We start from the raw sequence: 1,526 nt of genomic DNA on the forward strand, positions 1-1,526 counted from the left end.
CCGCTTTGGGGGGGGCGGGCAACTGCTGGGGTTGGTGGCCGGTGTGGGGGTGAATGTCAACAACCCCGTTCCCGTTGGGGCGATCACCTTAGCCCAAATTTTGGGATCCCCTCTGCACCGCTCACTCGACCGCACCGAGATTGCCGGCTGGGTTCTGCAGGGGATGGAGCGGGGATTCCACGTCTGGTTGCAAGGGGGATTTGCCCCCGTTCGCTCAGAGTACGAAGCCTGGATGGTCAAGCCGCAAGTCCAATGGCTCGAAAGGGGGACTAGCCTCACGATCTTGGGCCTTGCCGAGGATGGAAGGGTGCGAGTACAAACACAAGGGGAGCGACATCTGCAACAGCAGCAATCCATCCGGACGCTTACACCCGACCAAGTTCGCTTGAGCTATCACATGCCGGCGGGCGATAGCCTGTAATTTCTCTTGTGTTTTTTATGTGGCCTGTGTTGAACTCGGTGATGAAGCTTTGGGTTATGGCAGCGCGCCTTTTCTCCCCCCGAGCTCGGCGGCTGCGCTTTTGGCTGAAGCTGGGGCTGGCTCTGCTCTGGTTTTATCCCACTGCTCTGCTGGCCCAGACCCAACCAACCCCTTTGCCCCCGCCGCCCATGGTGGAACCGGCCCTGGACACGCCTGGGGCGGCAGCCCTGCTGCTGGATGGAGCCATTCCTTTACGAGAGGGCAGCCCTGCGACCCTTGAGGCAGAAACCCGCCCAGAGACGGTAGTAGGCCGCGAGATCGTGATTGAGCCCCAGAAGAACCATGACCTGGTTCCCCATGCTCAGCCTGAAGGTGGGGTGCCGGTGGTGCTGATGGAACGCAGCTCCGGTCGCCGCATCATTCTCGCCCCCGGCCAAGAGATTCGCATCGAGGATCCCAGCCAGCCCCAAGCTCCTGAACCGCAAACGCCAAGGTTGCCTGAACTGGCGGCAGGTGACGAACGACTGCTCTACCCCCTACCTCACCCGGTGTCGATTACTTCTGGATTTGGCATGCGAATTCACCCCATCCGCGGAGAGCCGGAGTTTCATGCTGGAGTGGATTTGGGGGCCAGCATGGGCACGCCGATCTTGGCCTCTTTAAGCGGCAAGGTGGTCACTTCGGGATCCCTGGGGGGTCTAGGGATCACCGTTGTGCTGGAGCATGCCGGCGGTCGGCGCACTCGCTATGGCCACATGTCCGAAGTTGCTGTAACACCGGGGGAAGCGGTAGAGCGGGGATCCGTCATCGGCTATGTGGGGGCGACCGGAGCGGTAACTGGGCCGCACCTCCACTTTGAGCTGTGGAAGCGAGCGGTGGGGCAAGGTTGGGTGGTTCTGGACGCCACAGATGATCTGAAGGTTGCTGTTGCCCAGCTGCCGGGTTAGCCAGAGCCGGCTTGGGTTAGCATAGGTGGGCGGGCTCCAACTGGAATGCTGGCGCAGGTAACCAGTTGGGTCATGCAGGTTTTGCGGACGTGGCGGAACGGCAGACGCGCTAGACTTAGGATCTAGTGCCGCAAGGCGTAAGGGTTCAAGTCCCTTCG

The 1,526-nt window shown here is 61.4% G+C and carries 1 protein-coding gene and 1 pseudogene; both read left to right on the forward strand.

Annotated features, from left to right (window positions below; all coding sequences use genetic code 11):
- Nucleotides 1-421, forward strand: a pseudogene (locus tag NW837_RS01130) (biotin--[acetyl-CoA-carboxylase] ligase); the annotation flags it as partial.
- Nucleotides 422-462: 41 nt separating this feature from the next.
- A complete protein-coding gene (locus tag NW837_RS01135) occupies nucleotides 463-1,368 on the forward strand; it encodes a M23 family metallopeptidase (RefSeq protein WP_414328891.1) in 906 nt (301 codons plus the stop codon).
- Nucleotides 1,369-1,526: the final 158 nt, after the last annotated feature.

Source organism: Synechococcus sp. R6-10 (assembly GCF_047461815.1).
Taxonomy (GTDB): Bacteria; Cyanobacteriota; Cyanobacteriia; order Thermostichales; family Thermostichaceae; genus Thermostichus.

What these genes read in the sequence shown, in the direction of transcription:
- NW837_RS01135 (WP_414328891.1), top strand. Translation starts at nt 463, where the DNA reads ATGAAGCTTTGGGTTATGGCAGCGCGCCTTTTCTCCCCCCGAGCTCGG.